The organism is Terriglobales bacterium (assembly GCA_035764005.1).
Taxonomy (GTDB): domain Bacteria; phylum Acidobacteriota; class Terriglobia; order Terriglobales; family Acidobacteriaceae; genus Gp1-AA112.
The window spans coordinates 1-21459 of sequence record DASTZZ010000005.1 but is presented as its reverse complement, the minus strand read 5'-3'; the positions used below and the strand labels follow the sequence as shown (position 1 = coordinate 21459).

Below are 21459 nucleotides of genomic sequence, written 5' to 3'. Positions count from 1 at the left end.
AATATGCGAGGTTACTTTAGGGCAGTCCAGCCCTCTTCGACCTGCTTCTGCAGAATCCACCGTTTGAGCTCGCTACCAGACGATTCATCCATCTTCACGAACTTAATCCCGGCGTGACCATCACGCGAGCACCACGCAATCTCGGCTTCAGCCTGGATCGGTTCCTGCACGCTGGGGATTTTAAAGGTGAGATTCAGCGTGATCGCGTTCTGCGCTTCGAGCGGCAAGCCATAGATCGCCATACCCCCCAGGCTCACGTTCGCGCACGAGGCTGTGAACTCCTTACCTTCTTCAGTCTTGATCTTTACTGATCCTTCCAGCGTGCTGCGGAAATAATTCTGCTGGCGCTGGCTGAGCACTCCGAGTTCGGGATTCTGCTCCTGCGCCTGCTCGCGCATTTGCTTCAGTTGCCGGCTTAGAGTGCGGCGAGAGATCCCCAGCTCTTCTGAGGCCAAACCTTGATGTCCTTTGTGCCGTGCCAAGGCTTCGAGTATCCGCTGGCGTTTGATATCGCGCAGCCCACCTCCGCTGCTGCCGGTTGAGGAAGTAACGCGCTGCGGCATGGAGCCAATCTTTTGCGGAACACTGGCGACTGCGGCAACACTCATCTGCGCCTCGCCGTGCTCCACTTCAGCAGGCAAGTCCGACGGTTCAACTATGCCATTTGCACAGAGAGCGCCGGCTCGCATCATCAGATTGCGGAGTTCGCGCACGTTTCCGGGCCAGCGATAAGCCTCAAGCATGGCTGCCGCTGCTGGAGATAGCCGAGCATCGGTGTAGTTTTGTTTCAGGAAATGTTCGGCAAGGGGAACGATGTCTTCTTTCCGCTCTCGGAGAGGAGGAACGCGCAGCTGAAATTGCGACAAGCGGTGATAAAGATCGCCTCGGAACTTGCCTTCGCGGACCGCCTGATCAAGCTCGCGGTTCGTCGCAGCAATCAACCGGACATCGACCCCAACTTTCTTCGTTCCCCCCAGGCGGTAGTAAGGAACTCCATCCAGCACGCGAAGCAGCTTGACCTGCAGCTTCGGCTCAAGCTCGCCAACCTCATCCAGAAACAGCGTGCCTTTGTTCGCGAGCTCGAAAAATCCCGGCTTTCCTGAGTCCGCTCCGCTAAATGCGCCTTTCTCGTATCCGAACAGTTCGCTTTCAACGAGATGCTCAGGAAGGGCTCCGCAATTAACGTCGATCCACGGCTGATCTCCGCGTAGCGAATGGAAATGCAACGCGCGCGCAATCAGTTCTTTGCCTGTACCCGTCTCGCCGATGATCAGAACGGCGGCGTTATGACGCGCTACGCGCTCAACCATCAGCATGAGCCGCTTCATCGATTCGCTGCGGAACACAGCTTGACCGCCGGGCAAATCGAGAATGACGGGTTCGTTACTCACCTGTGGTGACGCCTTTCGGACGCTCTGGGCGGGAAGTGTAGGCCAGCAGCGTAGATGCTCGCAACCCAAATAAAAAGCGGTACTTGGCCTGATAATCCCCCGGTTTAAGCCTTAATTTCCACCGGTGCGAGCTGCACGAATCTTGGGGCAGACCGGGGTGCGCCACGTGTCGCAGCCACTAGGACATCCTGTCTCAATTCGCTTGGCGCAGTGCGACAAGCTGTCACCCAAGGATTTGAACCTTCTTGAGAATGCCACGTAACTAGCAGAAAACAATGAGGAAACTCTGATAGCGATTCCAACAGCCACTTGGAATCCGAAATGCAAAAAGAGCAGATGCGAGGGTAACACAATGCAAACAGACCGACTTAAGGCTGGTGCATTCATCACATTTGTAGCACTCCTGGGCGCCTCAGTCTTCGCCTACGGAATGCTTACCTGGCACTCCCAGGACCTGTTGCGGTTGGCGGTATATCTCATCATCGCCGCTGTAGCCTCGGGCCTCAAAGTGAGCCTGCCGGGCGTGAACGGCACGATGTCAGTGAACTTCCTCTTCGTGCTGCTAGGCATCGTCGAACTTAATCTTCCAGAGACGTTGTTGATCGGCCTCACAGGGATCATCACTCAGAGCCTCTGGAAATCGCGCAAAATCACTCCCGTTCACCTGGTTTTCAACTTAGGCGGAAACGCGGCTGCCATCGGCGCGTCATACTTCGCGTATACCTACGTAAATAACCGTTGGTTTTCGCACACATCTGCGCAGGGACTGTCGCTCTCGCTCGTTGCCGCGGCATCGACTTACTTCCTGGCCAATACGGTTCCGATAGCTGGCGTCATCGCGCTCACCGAACACAAGTCTGTACAGAAGATCTGGAAAGAATGCTACTTCTGGTGCTTCCCGTACTATCTGTTCGGCGCCGCGCTCACCGGGCTGGCGCACCTGATCAACCAGCATGCGGGCTGGGAAACATCGCTGCTCGCCTTCCCGGCCGTTTACTGGATCTACCGTTCCTATCGCCTCTACCTCGAACGGCTCGAGCACGAGAAGAACCACGTCGAGGAGATGGCATCACTCCACCTCCGAACCATTGAAGCTCTGGCACTCGCCATTGAAGCTAAGGACCACACCACGCACGAGCATCTGAAGCGTGTTCGCGTCTACGCGGTTGAAGTCGCCAAGCAGATGAAAGTTTCAGAAGAGGAACTCGAGGCTCTGCGAGCAGCGTCGTTGCTGCACGATATCGGAAAGCTCGCAGTTCCTGAGCACATCATCTCGAAGCCGGGCAAGCTCACCCCGGAAGAGTTCGAGAAGATGAAGATCCACCCGATCGTTGGCGCCGAAATTCTCGAACGCGTACAGTTTCCGTATCCAGTCGTGCCGATCGTGCGCTATCACCACGAGAAGTGGGATGGCAGTGGATACCCATACGGTCTCCGCGGCGAAGAGATTCCCATCGGCGCGCGCATTCTCGCTGCTGTCGATTGCCTCGACGCGTTAGCTTCTGACCGTCAATATCGCCGTGCGCTTCCGCTCGAAGACGCTATGCGTCACGTCGAGCGCGAAGCAGGTGCAAGTTTCGATCCTGCTGTAGTAGCGGTTCTCAAAAAGTATTACCAGGAACTCGAGCGAAAAGCCCAGGATCAAGATCATCCGCTGGTAAAGCTCTCGACCAATGTGCGTGTAGAAAAAGGCGCTCCCGCCGCCGGACTCGAGCAAAACGAGGCCGATGCAGACGAGCAGGCGGTGGTCGCGAAAGCTCATCAAGTCGAGTTCTTGTCGTCAATCGCGAGCGCTCGCCAGGAAGCGCAGATGCTCTTCGAGCTTAGCCAGACCATCGGCAACTCGCTCTCGCTCGACGAAACGCTTTCCGTGCTTTCTGTGCGCTTGAAGCGCCTGATTCCGTACGACTCGATCGCCATCTATTGCAAGAAGGACGATCGTCTCGTACCCGAATTCGTCACCGGCGACAACTTCCGCCTGTTCTCATCGCTGCAAATTCCGATGGGACAAGGCCTCTCCGGATGGGTTGCGCAGAACCGCAAGGCTATCGTGAATGGCAATCCATCAGTCGAGCCGGGATACCTCGCCGACGACACCAAGTTCAGCACTCTGCGTTCGGCGCTAGCTGTCCCGCTCGAAGGCTTGCAAGGCGTGCTCGGCGTACTTGCTCTCTATCACGCCGATAAAGACGCGTTCACCAATGACCACCTGCGAATTCTGCTGGCGATCGCTTCCAAATTGGGACTTTCGATTGAGAACGCCCTGAAGTATCGCCTGGCCGAAACGTCCGCCACAACCGACTACCTCACCGGACTGCCGAATGCGCGCTCGCTCTTCCTGCACTTGGATCGCGAGATGTCGCGCTGCCGCCGTCATGAAGAGGCGTTAACAGTTCTCGTCTGCGATCTCGATGGCTTCAAACAGGTGAACGACCGCTTCGGACACCTCGAAGGCAATCGTCTACTGCGCGCATTTGCGCAAAAGCTTAAAGAATCCTGCCGCGAGTACGACTATGTTGCCCGCATGGGCGGCGACGAGTTCGTCGTGGTTGCGCCCGGACTCACTCCAGAAGACAGTCTGGAGAAAACCTATTACTTCAACCAACTCGCGATCGATGCGGGAAAGCAAGTCACCGGAGAAGAGATCGTTTCGCTGAGCGTGGGCGCTGCGTTCTATCCAAAAGACGGACGCGACGCCGAGCAACTGCTCGCCGAAGCCGATCGCCGCATGTATGTGGTGAAGCAACAGCACCACGCCGGAATCGACATTTCCCAACAAGTTCCTCGAGCCGCAAAGGTGAACTGAGCACCCTAAGCACGAGGCCCTCGCAGAAAACCCCGGTCGCAAGGCCGGGGTTTTCGTTTGTAAAAGAAGCTTCGGCAATCCTCTCTGCAGAGAATGCAGAATCGTTTAAATGTGTTCCAAGTGGGAATAGCGCATGTCGCCCTTTCAGGGCTCGGTTCCGTTTTGATTGTTCACCCAGGGCTTACGCCGCTGGGCTGCACTTCTTTCGGCCTTTCAGGCCTCTTCTCGTTTTTGAAAAGCTGCCAATTTCGTGCCCCCACCCAGAACCGTGTCACCTCCCGAAACCATGTCACCTTTCAAAAACGGTGTCACCTCCAAATCGTCTAACCCATCAAATCCATGTCACTATCCCGAACCGTGTCACTTCCCACAGCCGTGTCACCTGAGCGGAGGTTTTCGCGCGTCTTTTGCGGAGAAAACGGAGTCTAAGGGCGGCCCTCTATTTTCTTGCTGCGTCAGCACATGAAAGCAGCTGAGATCACCTGTCTCCTATTTGGGACAACTGGTTTGCACTTCGAGTCCCCGGCAATTCCTCGCGCAACTGAACTCCGCTCAATTCCAACCGCATCATGCGCTCAGCCAAATTAAGAATGCGGACTGCCGCGTCTTCCACGCATACGCCACGTGAGTGAATATTTGAAATCAGATTGCGACCGGCATCCGTCTGCCCCGCGCGAGGGCGATATGCCATATAGGCGGAAAGACTCTCGGCTGTCGCTAATCCGGGACGCTCACCGATCAGCAGGATGACAACCCCTGGGCGCAGCAGATCGCCAATCTCATTGAGAATGCCGACGCGGCAGAATCGGATCGCAAACGTGTGGCCCATATTCCATTTCCGAGCTACAGCACCATCGACCAGTAGCGGCAGAAGCGCGGGAACTTGGACCGCGACCGCAGTCGTCGAAAGCCCGTCGCCAATGCAGATCTGCACGTCGGGGGACTGCGGACAAGCTTCTGCGATCTTCCCTCGCGTTTGCTCAGAAAATCGTCTTCCCAAATCAGGACGAAGCAGGTATTCATCTTTCGAGCTTGCCTCGCTCGTTACTTCGAAAATCCCGTATTGCTCGATTAGTTCAGTCCCTACATGCTCTTTGAGATCGAAATCCGTACGCATGGCATCGCGAGCGGCAGCATGCGCAGCGCGCAGCTCCAGCTGCATTGAGGTGCGATACGATCCGCCGCTGCGCCCTGCGAGCAGGCGCGCGGGAGTCCGCGTTCGAACTTTGTCGAGGATCGCAGGAAGAGAATCCGCCATAAATTTGTCAGTTGCCCAGAGACAGAACCGGCGCGAGGGCGGAGGGGCAGCCGCATGTGTTGCGGCTGCGTTTCTGCGCAATTGTTGCCAGTATCGTCACATTCGGAGTTCGCCTTCCGGCGACATCCGACCCGCTGGCTACCGCCGGCGGTTCTGTCCCTATTTCGTAAGTTCGGGACATTGACCTTCCACTACACCAGTTCAGCAACGGCCTTGCTCATCAACTCGCGATGCGACGATCCATCGAGTGCTGCAGGTTCGTTGTCACGATAAATTCCGCGACTTTCCAGCCATCCGAGAAACTCCGGCGCAGGCTTTAGATGAAAGAGTCGCCGCATCGCCAGCGCGTCGTGGTAGCTCGTGGACTGATAGTTCAACATCACGTCATCCGAACAAGGTACTCCCATGAAGTAGTTACATCCGGCAGCCGTAAGCAACATCAGCAGATTGTCGGCTGAGTTCTGGTCGGCCTCGGCATGGTTGGTGTAACAGACGTCGCATCCCATTGGCAGGCCCAACAGCTTGCCCATGAAATGATCTTCGAGACCAGCGCGGATAATCTGTCGCTCGTCGAAAAGATATTCCGGACCGATAAATCCCACAACGCTGTTCACCAGCATCGGCGAAAAAGCCCGCGCGACTCCGTAAGCGCGAGCTTCCAGCGTGAGCTGATCGATCCCGTGATGCGCTTCGGCTGACAATGCGCTTCCCTGCCCCGTCTCGAAGTACATCACGTTTTCGCCAAGCCACTGCACCTCGCGGCGCGCTCGATGATGTTCCAACGCGCGAGCGCGACCGTCTTTCAGCATGGATAGGGTGATGCCAAAGCTGCGATTCGCATCCTGCGTTCCGGCTATCGACTGAAACAGCAGATCAACTGGCGCGCCGCGCTCCATTGCTGCGAGTTGCGTAGTGATGTGTGCCAGACAACACGTCTGCGTTGGAATCTCGTAGGCGGCAACCAGCCGCTGCAAGGCGTGCAGAATCGCCGAGACAGTCTCAACGGAATCCGTCGCCGGATTCACTCCTATCACGGCATCCCCGCAACCGTACAGCAGTCCTTCGAAGGCAGCGAGCAGAATGCCGCCGATGTCATCCGCGGGATGATTGGGCTGGGTGCGGATCGCCAGCACTCCGCGTTCGCCGAGGGTATTCCGGCAGCGACTGACATTGCGAATCTTCGCCGCCGCGAGCACCAGGTCCTTGTTGCTCATGATCTTGGCGACAGCGGCTGCCATTTCGGGAATGATGCCTGATGGAAGCTGCTTCAGTTCACTCTCGCCGGTCGTGTCGCTCAGGACGTATTCCCGAAATTGTCCAACGGTCATGCTGCGAACAGGAGCGAACGCCTGCTCGTCGAAGCCATCGTAGATGAGGCGAGTGACATCGTCTTCAAGCAGCGGCCGATCAAGAATCTCCTGCAGGGTGATATCGGCAAGCGCACACTTCGCCGCAACCCGCTCCTGCTCATTGCCCGCCGCGATGCCGGCAAGCTGGTCCCCAGACTTGACCTCATTCGCCTTGGCGAAGATCTCACGCAAATCAGCAAAACGGTTCATCGGAATCTGTTGGCGCCTCTTTGCGGCGAATCGCGCGCGAACGACAGTTCATTGCGTATAGAGGAATCCTTGATTGTGCTGATGGTAATTCACTCCGCGCGCGCCAGCGCGTATATCGAATCCAGAGCTCGCCTGCGACGTAGGTGAGGCTGAAGCCAATCCAGAATGCGATGCCAAAGAACTCGTGAGGCGTGAGGCCGGTAATCCTGCTGGTGGCAAAGAAAACTCCCATAACGGGACGCACGGTCGCAATGCCCAGCGCGATCGCCATGGCGCGGATCACCCATTCGCGATGCAGGTCGATCTCCCGCCGACGAATGTGCAGGTAAGCCTTCGCGAGAGCGAACAGAAAAAAGAAATCGAAGAAGATGGTCGCGGAAGCTTCAACGGCGCCTCCGATCGGCCGCACGCTCATTCCCAGGCCCGATACACCGATGATTATGCCGAGAATCATGACGATACGTCCCATCCAGCGATGCGCGCGCAGGTGACGGTTACGCCATGAGCGCGAGAGTTGAAAAGGAACGAGAATTACAAATGCCAATCCGGGAATGATGTGAGTGAGGGTAATTGCTTCTTTGTTGGCAAATACCTGATCCAGCCCGGCCAGCTGCGCTGGAACATTTGTCGGCGGAGACACAAGAGCAGTGATTCGACGAATGACGACAGCAGCCGCGATCACGCAGAGCACGAGCATGCCAATCCACATCAATCGCTTCAGCGCGGGCTTCGGATGAGGAGCGAGAGTGGCAGTCGTAGACATGAAGGCTAAAGGCGTTTCGGGTTTCAAGTTTCGAGTTTCAAGTGATCAACACGACAGAATTCCGTCGCCTATAAGAGATACGAGAAGTATCAAGCTCCGTTCCGCAGGTGCAGGGTGCTTTCCCGAAACTCAAAACCTGAAACTCGAAACCGACTATTTCACTTCGAGTACCAGGAAATAGTCCTCCCGGTCTGGTTTCACGAAATCGTAATCGCCTGCGAGCCGATAGCCAGCTCGCCCAGCCTCCTGCTCCACAACTTTCTTATCGACGCCATGATCTTCGCCGTTCCCATTGCGATCGATGATCCCCACCCGCGCTCCCGTGCGTAGCGACTTGCGCAGGTTTTCGAGAAGGCGAACCGGGTCGGCGACCTCGTGGTAGGTCTTGAGGATCAAAACCGAATCGACGGAATTGGCCGGCAGCTTTGGATCATCAGGTGTGCTGACGATCGTGCGCACGTTGTGGATGCCGTTCTTCTGGGTTCGATCGTTGATGTATTTGATTGCTTCCGGATTGATGTCTACCGCGTACACCGTGCCGGGATCGCCAACTCGCTTGGCCGCGCGAACCGTGAACCATCCTGAGCCGGCTCCGATGTCGGCGACGGTTGAACCTTCATGGATGTTCAAGATGTCCATCACGCGTTCGACCTGAAGCTTCTTGTCGCGATCCGGAGTATCGAAAATGGAAAGATCGCCTGTATATGGAGTGCTCGTTGGGCGCTGAGCGGAATCAGCCTTTACCGTCGCAGGCGGAGTTGGAACGGGTTCCTGCGACCGGGCTCGTGGAGCTGAGACTACGACGAGTGCGATCAGGGCGACTAACAGCAAAACGCGCCTCAATTGCTGGCTCGATGGTGTAAAGGGCGTGTGTCTTCTGCAGTGATTCACTCTTGCCTCGCTGATGTCAGTCTAAGCGCGAAACGCGTGTTTTCCGACTTCTCTGCACCGAGTTATGTGCAACTCTTTGCAGGTGAAATTCACACGCCAATGTCGGCCATAGCGCAAATATTGCACTGTAGCCTTTCAGATCCCCTCCAGCAGCAACTCTGGATTCAATGACTTACAAATGGACGTGTAACTGCAACTTTCGTGGTGCGCCCTCCCACACAACTGGAGGAATAAAGTGCATTTTCAACAAAGTCAACGGGCTCTGGATGTTATGCGCTGTGCCCTCCCAGAGCAACGTAGATGTTCGAGAGTCCACCTTCCTATTCGAGCGATCGCATTGTTTCCCGATTTGGGACGCGATCCTCATACCGCCCTGATGCGCGACATGAACATGCTCGGCGCATTTTTCTACTGCATGAAGAAACCGGGCATCGGCAACAAAGTAAAGCTGAATTTTTCTCTTCCTGAGCAGGGAGAAAAAACAACGATCATCTGCGAAGGAGTTGTCGTGCGCGTGGAGGAGAGCGCCGAAGGAGCAGCGATCGGAGTTGCGATTCAGTTCACGCGCTATCAGTTGGCGAAGCCTCCCAAACCCCAACAACCTCGTAGCTTTGTGCGCGAGCGTCTGTCATTCATTGGATACGCGGTGGAAATGGTTGAGCGCATGTTCGAGCGCACCGCCGGACTGCGCGAGCGCATGATGGACATCGAGAACGCCGCGTAGGTGAAATTCGACCATCGCTGGGGCTGAGAAACGGCTGCAACACGCAGCCGTTTTTTCTTAAGGAGTGGCGTTCGTAGTCGCCAGACGCTGTTCACAAGCGAACACTACCCAGGGAGCCGCATCGGCCTAAGCCTTTCAATTCCAAGGGAATACAATGGCCTGCAGAGTGCAAGTGCCAGACCAGGAGTTGCCCCTTGGCTCAAAGTCTTCGTTTCGCTCTGCGGCAGATCGCCAAGAATCCCGGATTCGCCGCCCTTGCGGTACTCACGCTGGCACTCGGAATCGGCGCGAACACGGCCATGTTTACCGTGATCGACAGTGTCCTGCTGCGGCCCCTACCTTATCGCGATGCGGATCGCATTGTGGCCATCCGACCTGTGGACCACGAGGCCACATCCTGGCCGAATTTCATCGATGTTCGCGAGCAGGCACGCCAGTTTTCCGCTGTCGCAGGCTATCTGCCGGACTTCGTGGTGGCGCGCAGCTCCGAGAGCAGCGAGGGAGTCTTTGCCATCCATGCGACAGCGAACATCTTTGACGTACTTGGCGTCAACCCGATGCTTGGGCGAGGCTTCGTTCCGGGAGACAATCAGCCTGGCGCTCCGAATGTTGTGATTCTCAGTGCGCCTTTCTGGCGTGAGCATTTCGCCGCGGATCCGCATGCTGTTGGACAGCAACTCAAAGTAGGTGATGAACCGTACACGATCGTCGGGGTTCTCCCTGATGGCTTCAATTTCCGCGAAAGCGATGTTTCCAAGGGCATCTGGATCGCGTACCAGCCGCCGCCGGACGCGATGAAAGAGCGCGGATCGACCTTCCTTGATGTCTTGGGAAAAATGAAGCCGGCAGTGAGTACGGACGCTGCGCAGGCGGAGCTCACGGCTATCTCACGCGGCATCCAGCAGAAATATCCGAAGGAAGCCAAGGACCTGCGACTCCAGTTAATCCCATTACGGAACCTGGTTACCGCGCAGATAAAGCCGGTGTTTCTCGCCCTTACTGGAGCGCTCATTCTCGTGTTGCTCATTGCGTGCGCCAACGTCTCCAATCTGCTGCTCGCGCGCTGCCTTGCACGCAGTCAGGAACTGGCGGTGCGCACAGCTCTGGGCGCGAGCCGCCGCGCTCTCTTCGCGCAAATGTTGACCGAAGGCGGAGTGCTCTGCGCCTTCGGAGCTGCTGCCGGCCTCGCTCTCGCGCATTTCATGCTGATGGGTGTCCACCGGCTGCCTCCCGATTTGATTCCGCGCTCGCAGGAGATTCACATTCGCGCAACCATCTTCGTGGCTCTGCTGGTTGTGGCAGCCATTGTGACTCTGCTGTCGTCGATCGTGCCTGCGTGGATCGCAACTCGTACCGACCCGCAGACCGTACTGCAGGAAGGATCGCGCGGAACGAGCAGCGGTCCGAAGCGCTCGCGTTTGAGTGCGGCCATGGTCGGCGGTGAAGTCGCGTTGTCGGTGGTGTTGCTGATCTCCAGCGGACTAATGTTCCGCACGCTCTACAAACTGCAGCACATGTATCTCGGCTTCGATGAATCGAATGTCACGCAGTTTCTAGCGATGCCAGGAAACGCCGCCGGCTTCTTCACAGGAGCGACGAAATCGTCGGCACAAGCCGACCAGGCAAACTCAATCGCGTTGCGCGTTTATGAACCGCTCCTCGAGAAGATTCAGAATTTGCCGGGAGTGGAATCGGCTGCGTACACAAATTCGGTGCCGTTCCAAGGAATCGACATGAACACCTCGATTCACATCGTCGGGCGGCCGGAGGAGCAGACGGAAAAGGGTCACGCCTTTGTGCGGGCTATCAGTGCGGGATTCACACAGGTAATGAGGGTTCCCGTAATTCGCGGACGCTCGATCAGCACCGATGACAGCGCGAGCAGCCCATACGTTGCACTCATAAACGAGACTCTCGCGCGACGCTACTTTGGAAATGAGAATCCTCTGGGAAAGCAACTTGATTTGGGCGGAAAAGATACAGGCATGATCAAGCCGTACACCATCGTCGGCGTAACAGCCGACATGGTCCAAACCAAGCTGGGGCCGGCGATTCTGCCCGAGATCGATCTACCGTATTCGCAAATTCCCATTACGGGATTTTTCTACGGCTTTCTGGTCGCGCCTGAAACCAACTACGTTGTGCGTACGCACGGCAATGTGGAGATCGCGCCGGCAGTGCGCAGTCTTTTCCACGAAGCCGCTCCTGAGTTTGCGCTCGAGGAAGTAAAGACGCTGGAAGGCGCCCATGAGGAAGCCGACTTCAACCAGCGCCTTGGATTGTATTTGGTCGCAGCGTTTGCAGGGATTGCCATAATGATGGTGCTGGCCGGACTGTATGGCGTGCTGTCGCAAATTGTTGGACAGCGTCGGCGCGAGATCGGAATCCGCATGGCATTAGGCGCGGATCGCGCGCTCATCCTGCGCATGATGCTGCAGCGAGGACTGGCCCTGATCGGAATCGGCCTCGGAGTCGGCCTGCTCGCTTCGCTCGCCGCGCAACAATCACTGAAGAGTTTTCTGTATGGAGTCTCACCGATGGATGCGGCCACGTACATCAGCGTGTCGGCGGTACTGATAACAGTAGGAATGTTAGCCGCATTCATACCAGCCCGCAGAGCGGCATCGATTGAGCCGACGCAAGCGCTGCGGGCCGAGTAGCAATGAGGCTTTCTGGGAAGTCTATGGTGGGCAGTGCAGGGCTCGAACCTGCGACCTCGTGCTTGTAAGGCACGCGCTCTAACCAACTGAGCTAACCGCCCGAAGGCGCGGCACCTTTGACGGTAGCACAGCGATGAAGCGGCGGCAATCTGCGACAAGCGAGCTTCAAATCCAGCGCTGCAAGCTCATGACAACGAAAGACTTGCCTATGACCGCGGAGCAACGATTGCTTTACGCGAAATCGATTACCGAATTCGGGCATCCTTCGGTTCAGCTTCCGCAACTAACGACGGTAGAAGTTGGGGTGTGTCTTTTCTTTCCGCCTTACCGGTCTGATTTCATAAAAGAATTTGTTAAGCGTCAGCGATCAAAGAGTAAGCTCGCGGAAGAGGTGCAATGGTGAAAGCGATCCTGTTCGTGGACGACCATGAAGTCCTGGCGCGGCTGAGCTGCGAGATCCTGGAAATGCAGGGCTACAAGGCAGTCAGCGCGTACAGCGCAAAAGAGGCTCTGGAGAAGTTCGATCAACAGGATTTCGACATTCTCGTCACCGACTTCCGCATGGAAGGCATGAACGGCGTCGAATTAGCGCACAAAGTTCGCGAGAAAAGTCCCAACACTCCCGTGATTATCGTGACCGGTTATGGTCCAATTGACGGCGGAAAAGATGTAGCCGCATGCCTGCAAAAGGAAGACCTCTTCCCTGCTCTGATTGAAAAAATCAAATTCTTTTTAGGTGAGCGTCCCGCTGTGGAACAACAACAGCCTATTGCAGCAAATTCCTGAGCTTGTAGCCCTCCCCCGAGCCGAGGCCTCCGCATTCCGGAGGTCTTCGCTTTTTGCGCCAGTTCTGCCTTGGGCTACATCAATATATGAAACGCCTTCTGCTGATTCTCACCGGTGCTTCCGCGTGCATCCTATCCCCGCAACCAGCAAGGCTGTCCGCCACGGAGCCTCGGGCGATTGTGGCGCGTGGACCCACAATAATCGCGTTCTTCCCTCCGGTCACCAAAACAGAGTTGCAGAAAGATCCAGATACGAACGAAACGCTAGCCGACTTCCAGCTCTATGCAACCCGCGTTCGCAAACCGGTGAAGAAATTAGGGATTGAGTTTCATGAGCTTTATCGACACTCGTTTCGCATTCGAGTGGGGAGTACAGTGACCACATTCCGTCCGTCAAAAAAGCAGGTTGGATACTACTTCATCACACCGGGAAAGAAGCCGCACATCGAGTATGGTGTACTAACCGACATAGATGTCATAGATATCGCGCATAAATACTTTGGCACGTCAGCGAAATGAAGTAGCTGTCGGTTAGCAAAAAAGTCATTAGGCGATCTATTCGTAACGCAATGCGACAATAGGATCGACTTTCATCGCCCTTCGCGCAGGCGCTAGACATGCGAAGGCCGCGAGACCAACCAGAAGAGCTGCTGCGGCAAAAAAAGTGATCGGGTCCGCGGGTGAAATGCCGAACACAAGTTGCGCAACCGCTTTTCGGAACGCCCAAGCGCCAAAAAGCCCCGCTGCAGCACCTGCTGTGGCCATGCCAATTCCCTGTCGGACCACTAGCCAGAGGACGTCCCCGCGTTGCGCGCCTAGCGCCATGCGCAAGCCGATCTCGCCGGTCCGTTGCGCAACTACGTAGGACACCACTCCGTACACGCCAATTCCAGCGAGCAGCAATCCTAACGCTGCGAACAGCGCGAGCAGGCCCGTGGTATAGCGTCGATCGGCCGTTTGCTCGAGAATCAGCTCATCCACAGTTGCGACTTCCGCGAACGGCAAGTTGGGATCGAGTGAATGAAGCTGCTGCCGGATCGATGGCGCCAACTGCATGGGATCAAGAGCCGTGCGCACGATCAACGTTTTGAAGCCGACATTCAGATCGGGCGTCTGCCGAAACAGAGTGGTGAAGTGCGGCATGGGCGGAAGCGCCGGACCACGGTTCATCGTATTTCCTACCACGCCGACAATGGTGAAAACCTCGTCGGCAGTATGTCCTACCCCTAACTGCTGCGCCACACTGATGCGCAATCGTTTGCCAAGGGGATCTTCGCCAGGAAAATACTTCTTCACGAACGCCTGATTTACCAAAGCCACAGCGGGACTGGTTTCCGTATCGAACTCCGAAAAATCACGACCCTCGATCACGGGAATTCCGAGCGTACGCAGATAATTAGAATCCGTGGCGTTGCGCGCGGCGATAGGAGTGTCCTCGAGCCGCGACACAGGCTGGCCATCAATGGTGAAGTTTTGCTTCCATTGATCGTCGGGCGGACTCGCAGCGCTTACGGTCACATCCTTCACGCCCGGCAGTTGGCGCACGCGCGAGGCGTATTCGTCGCAGAATCGCGTAATACTTCCCGTATTGGGATAGCGCACAAATGGAAGATACAAATGCGTTCGTAACAGATGATCGGGACGGAAGCCGGTGTTTTGGTTCTGCAATCGAACGAGGCTCTGAATCAAGAGTCCAGTGGCGATCAGCAGCATCACTGCGAATGCAATCTCGCTCGCTACAAACAGACGCCCTAAACGCTTGCGCCCTCTGCTCGTAGTGCTGGTGCGGCCGGCTTCTTTAAGACTTTCCGCCGGACTCACTTTCAGATTGGCCAAAGCGGGCACAATGCCGAAGATCAGGCAGCTGAACAGGGATATGAAGAAAGCAAACGCGAGGACGCGAAAATCAATGCTCACGCCCGCAAGCTGCGGAAGCTGCGCTGGATGAATTCGGCTCACAATCGCACAGCCCCACCAGGCGAGCGCGCAGCCGAGCGCTCCGCCCAGCAATCCGAGAGTCAAATTCTCGACCATGAATTGCCGAATGAGGGCCTGCTGTTTTGCTCCCATGGCGGCCCGCAAAGCGATCTCTCGAGTGCGCCCGGAATTTCTCGCTAACAGCAGATTGGCGACGTTGGAGCAGGCAATAAGAAGGATTAGCAGAACCGCACCCATCAGAACTCGCAGCATGGGACGCAAGTTCCGGACCTGGTCTTCCTGCAACGGCTGCAGCTTTACTCCAACATCATGATCAAGCGGATATTGCGCAGCCAGACTGCTTGCGATTCTGTTCAGATCAGCGTTCGCCTGCTGAATGCTTACGCCAGGTTTCAGACGGCCGATCGCGCCCCAGCCACGGTCACCTCGCGCGCTTTCTTTCCAAACCGTATTGTTGCCATTCACGTAAGGTACAAACGGCGTCCAGAGCTCGGTTTTGCCAGGTGGTGTCCCAACCCAGTAGTCGGGAATTTCACCCGGCGTTACGCCAATAATGCGGTACGGCTCGTCGTTGATTCGGATCGTTTTGCCAAGGACCGCGCGGTCACCGTGAAAACGCGTCTGCCAGAAGTCGTAGCTGATGATGGCTACGAAGTTGTTTCCCCAACGGTTCTCTTCATCTTTAAAGATCCGGCCCATCAGAGGCTTGATGCCGAGCACTTCGAAATATTGGCCGGGAACCAGTCCCACACGCATTTGTTCAGGTTCCGTCGACCCACCGCTGAAGCTGACGTTCTTTCTCCACACATCGTAGACAGCCATCTTTTCGAATGTGTGGTTTTGAGCAGCAAAGTCGCGCAGATCCATCGGCGACGGACCAAAAATGGTCCCGCGCTGCGTGGAAAAGATTCTTACCAAACTGTCAGGATCAGCGAATGGAATGGGACGAAGCAGTACTGCATTCAACACGCCGAACATCGCTGTGCTTGCGCCGATTCCCAACGCAAGCGTAACCATGGCGATCGTCGCAAATCCCGGGCTCTTGCGCATCTGACGCAGCGCATAGCGTAGGTCCTGCGTAAATCCCCCCATCTCAGCCGTTTTCCTTCAGCACAGACATTCCCCTACCGCTGCCGCCCATGAAGACTTTGGGGGCAAGACTTTTACCAACCTAATACAACACGTAACTTATTGAGGAAAAAGAAGAAGGAAAAGACTTTGTGAAACAAATAGCGTTTGGAAGTGTCCACCGCGATCCTGATCTGTCCGGAAACGAACGTGCGCCCGTCCAAGCCAGAATGGTGAATGCCTTGTTTTCAGCCTGATCCTGGAAGAAGTAATCTTCCATCGAGGACATATAGCGTATGACAGACTGGTTCGCGCGCCCCGTCTTACATGTAAAGGATGTCGAGGCGTCGCTCCGCTTTTACGTTGACCGGCTCGGCTTCACCAGCCCCTGGCGCTACGACGAGGACGGCAGAGCACACGTCGCACAGGTTGATCGCCAGGGCTGCGCGCTTATCCTCGCCGACACCTGGCCGGAGAAGATTGGCAAGGCGCTGATGTTCATCTCCCTGAACGTCGAGCCGGCGACGCGCGAGGCCGCTGCCGCCGCTGTGGATGCGCTGCGTGCGGAACTCGAGTCCAGGGGCGCTCCCGTCAAGGATGGTTCGTGGGGCTACAGGCTGCTGGTGGTCGACGATCCCGACGGCAATCAGCTCTTCTTCAACTATCCGAACGACACTGCATCCGGCGAGATTGCCAGCAATGCAACGTGATCATCCAGCGCAGTAAGACTGCCCTTGCATTCCCAAAATGGCACTTCAGAATTGCTCGCCCATCCGCCGCGGAAGAATAGGAGCTTAGTGGACCTCTCCGATGCGCTGCCCTTGCAGGTACTTCTTCCCAACCTCGGCGTTGATCACGACTTTCTTATTCTGGAACAGCATCACCATGTCAGAACCGCCGAACATGAAGTAGCCGAACTCGTCGCCTTTTTGCAGCCTGGCGCCAACCTCGGGTGTGAGGTTGACCGAAGAAATGGGCCCCATGCCGATCGGTAGCACGGCGACCAAGCCCACTTCGGGTGAATCGATGACGATCAGACCGCGTTCCTGGTTGTACTGGTAGGTATCGCCATCGACGGCCTGGAGACTGCCGTCCGGCTTCCTGATCATGTCCATGTAGACCCGGCCCTGGATCTTGCGGACCTCCTTGATCTCACCGGCGACCGGTACGTGATAGCGATGATAGTCATTGGCATTCAGGAAACTGTGGGTGTAGATACCGTTTGCAAACGCATCCTGGTATGGGCTGCCCTCCAGGAGCTTCGCTATCGGCCACGTAACGCCCTTGACTGTGACCTTCGAGTTCGCATCGATGTCCCACGCACCCTCGAAAACCGAGTCGGCTGGCGACACGATCACCTTTTCGTTGTAAGGTTCAGCGATCGGCCGCTTGCCTGGCTTCACTTCACGAGCGAAGAACTGGTTGAAAGTCATCCAGCCGCTTGGGTCGGCGATGTAGTCATCAAGGCGCCAACCGGCAAGAACCTTGTAGGAGGAGATTTTCGCAGCCGACGCGGGCGTGTCCATAAACTGGCCCCGCGCTTCCAGATACTTCTTCATCCAGGCGATGAAACTCGCGTCACGGTTCAGCCGATCTTCCGGTGCGTGATCGACAATGTAGTAAAGATCGAGTTCCCGAGGCGGACGGTGCTGCTCCGCGTTGGGGACGGTGGCGATCATATCGTCCAGTTGATCGAGAAGCGCTTCCGTGTTCTCGAACCCTTTTAGGTCAGCGGTCCGAATTGCGCCCTCGAGCGCCGCTCGCAAATCTGGTCGCGCCTGGAGTAGCTGGATTAGATCCTCGACAACCGGAACGTGCCCGGTCGATCGCTTCGGAGCCTGACCACTGGCGATGGATGGCAGGACGGCAAGGGAGAAAACGACTCCAAGCACGGCTGCCCGCCACGCATTACCCAGGAGCACACCCATTCCTCACCTCCAGTTGACGACGCTGTTCATTTTTTTTCGCTGCGAGCCGCCATTAGCAGCAATTTGGGGGGTTCAGTTTATCTGCGGCCTTCAACTGCTGCAAATTCTTGAGCCATCAAAAACTGTTCTGCGGCGCCGAACGTCATCGGACGGACTCACAATCGTCCCGCAAGCGAAACCAAGTAAGCTCTGGTTGTACTAATTCGTACTTCGAAGGCTCACTCGAACAGTTGAGCCTGTAGCGACTCCAATTCGGGAGCCTCTTTTACACACTCGGGCGAATCGTTCTGTGGATCGTTCACGAAAGAGCCGACCGCGGTCCGCTTCATCAAAGCAGATTCGAAGGGCCGAAACAGCTCGATGTGACGTTGAATTTCCAAAATGGGAGCGGTTAACCACGTATCGTAGTGCTCTGGCCTGAGAATCGTCGGCATGCGGTCGTGCACCTCGCTGAGCAAGTCATTCGGAGTGGTTGTCAGAATCGCGCACGATTCGATTTCCAGGCCGCGCGGCTGCTTCCATCTGTCCCATATACCGGCGAAAGCAAACAGAGAATCATCGTTCATCCCGAAATGAAACGGCTGCTTCGTGCTGGCGGTACGCTTCCATTCGTAAAAACCATCTGCAGGAATGAGGCAGCGACGCCGCTCAAAGCTTTCGCGGAAAGCCGGTTTCTCGAGGAGTGTTTCGCTTCTGGCGTTGATCTGCGCAGCAGAAGCATCCTTCGCCCAGGATGGAACGAGGCCCCAGCGCATCGACGAGATCACCCGCCGGCCATTGTTTGCCCGCACAACCAGCACCGGCTGAGTAGGCGCGATGTTGTAGCGCGGCGTCAGATCAAGATCATCGCCGCCGTAAACGGCCTCAAACTTCTCTGCCAGTCTGTCTGCACGCGTTAAGCGATACCGTCCACACATGAGGGTTTGATATTAGCGCAGTGTCCTATCCTTCACTCGCGACGTTTATGCGGGAAGCGCGGACACGCGGAACCGTATCCTTTTCCGATTAAGAAACGATGGCCACTTAACGGAGCGTTCCCATTATGGCAAAATCAGAGTTGTTTAGAAACCTTCCGTCTGTTCCCCATCCCGCTTTGTTTGCTTTCTCCCAGTCCCCAGACGGCGCCGACAGGAGTTTGCCATTACGATCGTGAGTATGCGAAAACCGCGTTCTTCTCACGAAACCGTGCAATTGGTGAGTGCGCTGCTGGTTCTCGGTCTGGCGACTCTCGTCCCAGCGGTGTTTTGTCAAAACGCAGGGCCGACGCCGGCAGCGCCGCAGAAAACCGCCGCTCCCTCCGGAAGGGGCGACTTTTTTCCGCCGAGCATGCAAAGCTTTCCGCTTTATGGAGACGGCGCGATTCCGAATTCAAAACCTGGACCAGATGAGGAATCAGCCGGCCCGTTTATTCGGAAGGTGTCTCGTCCGCAAATCCAGGTTTATCTGCCGGCAAAGATGAAAGCCAACGGAGCCGGCCTGTTGATCTTTCCTGGCGGCAGCTATGCCGGGCTTACGTTTGACTATGAGGGAACACAGCAGGCGCAGTTCTTCGTGGACCACGGGATCGCAGCGTTTGTGGTGAAGTACCGTATTCCCAGCGATCAGACCATGCAGGACAAGTCGATTGGACCGCTTCAGGACGCGCAACAGGCGATGCGGTTCGTCCGTCTGCACGCCACAGAGTGGAACCTGGATGCGGCACGTATCGGCGCAATCGGATTTTCGGCCGGTGGGCATTTAGCGTCAACCTTGGCGACGCACTTTAGTAAAGCCTACGTTGATAATCCGGACCACATCAGCCTGCGCCCCGACTTCCTCATCGTGGTCTATCCGGTCATCAGCATGGACGCGAAGATCACACACATGGATTCGCGCAAGGCGCTGCTCGGCCCCGAACCGTCGGAAGACCAAGTCCGGCTGTTTTCCAACGAACTGCAAGTAACAAAAGACACGCCTCCCACACTGATACTCCATGCCGCCGATGATCGACTCGTCGATGTGGACAACAGCATTGTCTTTTTTGAAGCCCTGCGACGGGCAGGAGTACCCGTTGAAGCGCGGTTCTTTCAGAAGGGACAGCACGGCTTCTTCCTGATGCCACGCGACCAATGGCAGACACCCATTTTGGAGTGGCTGACCGCGAACGGGTGGTTGTGTCCACGCGCCAAGTAGTGTGACGGAATTGCCCGCCTAACGAAACCGGGCAGATGTTGGGCAGCAGGTGGGGAAAGAGAAACATGGGGACCAGACAGAGAAACATGAGGATAGATAGGACGTTCCTGAATCGGGAAAAATGAAGGAGAATACGTTCCGCCTGTCACGGTTTTCCATGTTTCCCAGTGCCGGAGGCACGACATGTGAAAGCCCAGGACAAAGTCCTGGGTGCGATTGGTTTTGAACATGAGTCCCGGAGGGACGATACCTCCGCGGAACGTAGGATTGAACAAATCCACAATCCCAAATCGCAGAAAACGGGAATCCATCGTTCGTAACCATCGCTTTCAACGGTGCCGTCCTTCCGGGACTCGAATTTGTTTTTGTTGCTGACCCAGGACTTTGTCCTGGGCTTTCACATGTCGCTTACGGCGATTCGGAAACTCCCAAGTGCAGGCGAATCTCCGTCTCCCCTTGACTTGTACTTATCATGGATGTCCCCATGTTTCCGGTAAGCTCCGGCCAGCCTTGCCACATGCTTATGAAAACATATCGTCGTTGACCCATCGGGACTTGGTGGTTACGCTGTGAGTGCTCGACATCCAGCGCAATCAGCTAAACGGGGACAGTTTCCAAAATGCCGCCTTTCCCAAGCTCGACTCCACACAAAAACGCAGTAAGACTGAGTGGTTTGGTGCTCCTGATTTGTGAAGTTGTTATCGCAGCGGTGAGCGCCACGACAATTGAAGGGCATCCTTCCTCACGGACCGCAGGCAGCTCCGTGGCAGTCCTGAACAACTTTGCGCCGGATCTGCTTCACGGCGATGACGGCTTACCAGCGAGTCCACGTTTTCCTCTCAAGTATGGTCCGGTAAATACCGCGATCGACGTTGACGGTAACGCAATCGATGCGCATGAGGCCCATCTTGCCTACTTTGAAGGCCAGTACTGGATGTATGGGCGCGAGTGGGGCTGCGGAACGATGGCGTTCGGTCGTAACCGGCCTGAGGATGCGGCTCGCAACGATAAGCCCGTGTGCGGAATCGTGTCTTTGTCGTCGCCTGATCTGGTGCGGTGGCACGTCGCGGACCGCGACTATATCCCCTTGGACGACCGTAAGCAGGTGGGCGACCAAAAGCCGCAGGTGGTGTGGAGCGCGCCGCGGCACCGATACCTGATGTGGTTTGTCGGACCGCACGGCTATTACATTGCGCAGTCCACCTCGCCGGGCGGTCCATGGGGCGACGTAATTAAGCCGACTGGTAAGTACCTGAGTCATGACCTGGACATCATGGTCGAAGCCGATGGGTCGGCCTATGTCGCGAGTGATGTGATGGCGGACATAGTAAATGGCGTCCCCAACTGGGACGTGTGGGTGCAGAAGCTGAATCCTGACCTGACCGGAACCACCGGCGAAGCGGTGCGTGTGATGTCGCACGTCAGCTTCGAGGGCATTGGGTTTTTCGAGCACGAAGGATATTGGTACCTGGTGGGCGGCCATACCTGCCCCAACTGTCCGTCGACGACGATCTCT

At 56.3% G+C, this 21459-nt stretch carries 16 protein-coding genes and 1 tRNA gene; 8 read left to right on the top strand and 9 right to left on the bottom strand.

From position 1 onward, the window contains the following. Positions 1-11: 11 nt before the first annotated feature. The gene (locus VFU50_00730) at positions 12-1391 is read right to left on the bottom strand and encodes a sigma 54-interacting transcriptional regulator (GenBank protein HEU5231352.1); all 1380 of its coding nucleotides are present in this window, start codon (positions 1389-1391) and stop codon (positions 12-14) included. 352 nt (positions 1392-1743) lie between these two features. On the opposite strand from VFU50_00730, the gene VFU50_00725 reads away from it, so the two are divergent. Continuing rightward, entirely contained in the window at positions 1744-4197 is a 2454-nt protein-coding gene (locus tag VFU50_00725; GenBank protein ID HEU5231351.1) for an HD domain-containing phosphohydrolase, read from the top strand. 478 nt (positions 4198-4675) lie between these two features. Here the strand turns inward: VFU50_00725 and eutC are convergent, their stop codons facing one another. From eutC to VFU50_00705, 4 genes are all read right to left on the bottom strand, one after another. Further along, positions 4676-5455 carry an ethanolamine ammonia-lyase subunit EutC gene (gene eutC / locus VFU50_00720; protein ID HEU5231350.1) on the bottom strand — a complete coding sequence of 260 codons (780 nt, stop codon included), beginning with the start codon at positions 5453-5455 and terminating at the stop codon, positions 4676-4678. A gap of 191 nt (positions 5456-5646) precedes the next feature. Then, a complete protein-coding gene (locus VFU50_00715; GenBank protein HEU5231349.1) occupies positions 5647-7014 on the bottom strand; it encodes an ethanolamine ammonia-lyase subunit EutB in 1368 nt (455 codons plus the stop codon). Continuing rightward, entirely contained in the window at positions 6998-7777 is a 780-nt protein-coding gene (locus tag VFU50_00710; GenBank protein HEU5231348.1) for a DUF2306 domain-containing protein, read from the bottom strand. The genes VFU50_00715 and VFU50_00710 overlap by 17 nt, the downstream gene beginning before the upstream one ends. Positions 7778-7930: 153 nt before the next feature. After that, positions 7931-8608, bottom strand: a complete 678-nt coding sequence (locus VFU50_00705; GenBank protein ID HEU5231347.1) for a class I SAM-dependent methyltransferase — start codon at positions 8606-8608, stop codon at positions 7931-7933. Between the two features lie 331 nt (positions 8609-8939). Here VFU50_00705 and VFU50_00700 point away from each other — a divergent pair, with 331 nt between their 5' ends. Both VFU50_00700 and VFU50_00695 read left to right on the top strand, forming a co-directional pair. Beyond that, positions 8940-9392 (top strand): PilZ domain-containing protein, encoded by a 453-nt coding sequence (locus VFU50_00700; protein ID HEU5231346.1) that lies wholly within the window; start codon positions 8940-8942, stop codon positions 9390-9392. 194 nt (positions 9393-9586) lie between these two features. Beyond that, positions 9587-12052: an ABC transporter permease gene (locus tag VFU50_00695; protein ID HEU5231345.1), complete on the top strand. Its 2466-nt coding sequence runs from the start codon at positions 9587-9589 to the stop codon at positions 12050-12052. A gap of 24 nt (positions 12053-12076) precedes the next feature. Here the strand turns inward: VFU50_00695 and VFU50_00690 are convergent. Next, a tRNA-Val gene (locus VFU50_00690) sits at positions 12077-12153 on the bottom strand. 295 nt (positions 12154-12448) lie between these two features. Between VFU50_00690 and VFU50_00685 the strand changes: the two genes are divergently transcribed. Next, the gene (locus VFU50_00685; GenBank protein ID HEU5231344.1) at positions 12449-12838 is read left to right on the top strand and encodes a response regulator; all 390 of its coding nucleotides are present in this window, start codon (positions 12449-12451) and stop codon (positions 12836-12838) included. Between the two features lie 179 nt (positions 12839-13017). After that, positions 13018-13356, top strand: coding sequence for a hypothetical protein (locus VFU50_00680; protein HEU5231343.1), 339 nt, complete (start codon positions 13018-13020; stop codon positions 13354-13356). A gap of 36 nt (positions 13357-13392) precedes the next feature. Here the strand turns inward: VFU50_00680 and VFU50_00675 are convergent, their stop codons facing one another. After that, a complete protein-coding gene (locus VFU50_00675) occupies positions 13393-15867 on the bottom strand; it encodes an ABC transporter permease (protein ID HEU5231342.1) in 2475 nt (824 codons plus the stop codon). Between the two features lie 272 nt (positions 15868-16139). Between VFU50_00675 and VFU50_00670 the strand changes: the two genes are divergently transcribed. After that, positions 16140-16553 carry a glyoxalase superfamily protein gene (locus tag VFU50_00670; GenBank protein HEU5231341.1) on the top strand — a complete coding sequence of 138 codons (414 nt, stop codon included), beginning with the start codon at positions 16140-16142 and terminating at the stop codon, positions 16551-16553. An 84-nt stretch (positions 16554-16637) separates the two neighbouring features. Here the strand turns inward: VFU50_00670 and VFU50_00665 are convergent, their stop codons facing one another. After that, positions 16638-17771, bottom strand: a complete 1134-nt coding sequence (locus VFU50_00665; protein ID HEU5231340.1) for a phosphatidylserine decarboxylase — start codon at positions 17769-17771, stop codon at positions 16638-16640. Positions 17772-17989: 218 nt separating this feature from the next. Next, entirely contained in the window at positions 17990-18688 is a 699-nt protein-coding gene (locus tag VFU50_00660) for an SOS response-associated peptidase (GenBank protein HEU5231339.1), read from the bottom strand. A 238-nt stretch (positions 18689-18926) separates the two neighbouring features. Between VFU50_00660 and VFU50_00655 the strand changes: the two genes are divergently transcribed. Further along, a complete protein-coding gene (locus VFU50_00655) occupies positions 18927-19943 on the top strand; it encodes an alpha/beta hydrolase (GenBank protein ID HEU5231338.1) in 1017 nt (338 codons plus the stop codon). A gap of 763 nt (positions 19944-20706) precedes the next feature. Further along, positions 20707-21459 (top strand): family 43 glycosylhydrolase (locus VFU50_00650; GenBank protein HEU5231337.1); only part of this gene is annotated, 753 nt, incomplete at its 3' end.

Bases quoted from the DNA above. Each gene is read 5' to 3' on its own strand.
- VFU50_00725 (HEU5231351.1), top strand. From the start codon at position 1,744: ATGCAAACAGACCGACTTAAGGCTGGTGCATTCATCACATTTGTAGCA.
- eutC (HEU5231350.1), bottom strand. From the start codon at position 5,455: ATGGCGGATTCTCTTCCTGCGATCCTCGACAAAGTTCGAACGCGGACT.
- VFU50_00715 (HEU5231349.1), bottom strand. From the start codon at position 7,014: ATGAACCGTTTTGCTGATTTGCGTGAGATCTTCGCCAAGGCGAATGAG.
- VFU50_00710 (HEU5231348.1), bottom strand. From the start codon at position 7,777: ATGTCTACGACTGCCACTCTCGCTCCTCATCCGAAGCCCGCGCTGAAG.
- VFU50_00700 (HEU5231346.1), top strand. From the start codon at position 8,940: ATGCGCTGTGCCCTCCCAGAGCAACGTAGATGTTCGAGAGTCCACCTT.
- VFU50_00685 (HEU5231344.1), top strand. From the start codon at position 12,449: ATGGTGAAAGCGATCCTGTTCGTGGACGACCATGAAGTCCTGGCGCGG.
- VFU50_00675 (HEU5231342.1), bottom strand. From the start codon at position 15,867: ATGGGGGGATTTACGCAGGACCTACGCTATGCGCTGCGTCAGATGCGC.
- VFU50_00670 (HEU5231341.1), top strand. From the start codon at position 16,140: ATGACAGACTGGTTCGCGCGCCCCGTCTTACATGTAAAGGATGTCGAG.
- VFU50_00665 (HEU5231340.1), bottom strand. From the start codon at position 17,771: ATGGGTGTGCTCCTGGGTAATGCGTGGCGGGCAGCCGTGCTTGGAGTC.
- VFU50_00660 (HEU5231339.1), bottom strand. From the start codon at position 18,688: ATGTGTGGACGGTATCGCTTAACGCGTGCAGACAGACTGGCAGAGAAG.
- VFU50_00655 (HEU5231338.1), top strand. From the start codon at position 18,927: ATGCGAAAACCGCGTTCTTCTCACGAAACCGTGCAATTGGTGAGTGCG.